The 1037-nt window shown below is 51.7% G+C and carries 1 protein-coding gene and 1 pseudogene; both read right to left on the bottom strand.

Annotated elements, in window-relative coordinates; translation table 11 throughout:
- A pseudogene (locus tag ACO0LC_RS29095) lies at positions 1 to 195 on the bottom strand (hypothetical protein); the annotation flags it as partial.
- Positions 188 to 1037 (bottom strand): DDE-type integrase/transposase/recombinase (locus ACO0LC_RS29090; RefSeq protein ID WP_423009743.1); only part of this gene is annotated, 850 nt, incomplete at its 5' end. The gene ACO0LC_RS29090 and the pseudogene ACO0LC_RS29095, both read right to left, overlap by 8 nt.

The raw sequence follows: 1037 nt of genomic DNA, 5'->3' as shown, positions 1-1037 counted from the left end.
ACGCTCCTTACCCAACTGCTCCAGATGCTCACGAATGACAGACTTACCGACGCCGGGATGACCCACGATCACCGAGAAACCGCCATGTTGTGCATGAACCCGGATCATCTCCATGGCTTCGACCTGCGGCGGCAACAACGCCACCTCACTGCGGTAAAACGGCTCTTTGGTTAAACCGAAGGTGGCCTTAATCATCATCACCCCCAACCGTTGCCGGTGCACGCAGGCGCGCATTGGCATATAAATCCAACACCGTCGCTTCCCCCATGCGGTGTCCATTGAAATACACCACGAAGCGGTCACAGCGCATACGGTCATAGCGTACCTGGATGGATTTGTCGCGTAAATCGACCGGACATTCATAGCGCTGCGAATGGATCGAGAATACGTTGGTCTTACTTACCTTACGCGTCTCCTCGATAAAGAACACCTCCGCAGAAAAAGCATCGTCAGTCAAAAATGTCACCCAGTTCCGGTCCAGATTGAAACGATCAATTGGCGTCATTCCTATGGCACTATGCGACTTCGAATTGTATTGGCCCTCCACCCACTCATGCGTCAAACGATTCAATTCTTCCAGAGACGCGAAGCTGGGATGCAAAGTCAGGAAGCGATCCCGGAACCCCCGGAAGAAACGCTCAATCTTCCCCTTGGCTGCACCGTCACGAATCGGCGCATGAGAGAGATGAATATCGAGCCGCACACAAGCCTGCAGAATTTCTTTAGCGGAATAATTCGCCCCATTGTCGAAATACAAACGTTCTGGCTTACCGCGCTTATACAAGGCCGACCGAAAGGCCAGCACCATGTTCTCGGTATTGTCACGGTAAAAGAATTCAGCATGCGTCACTACCCTGGATGCATCGTCAATGAAGGCGATCAGGAAAGTCTTCCTCCACTGCCCATCCGTTTGTTTAATCGTCGGCCCATACAAGGTATCGGCTTGCCACAGTTGATTGGCGAATTGCATGGCAAATGACAAGCGTTGCTTTTGCACAGCCTTGTCATCAAGTAACTGGTGAGTGCGTATCATCCTA

This window comes from Undibacterium sp. JH2W, from assembly GCF_049340425.1.
GTDB lineage: Bacteria > Pseudomonadota > Gammaproteobacteria > Burkholderiales > Burkholderiaceae_D > Undibacterium.
This window is presented reverse-complemented; position numbering and strand designations above follow the sequence as displayed.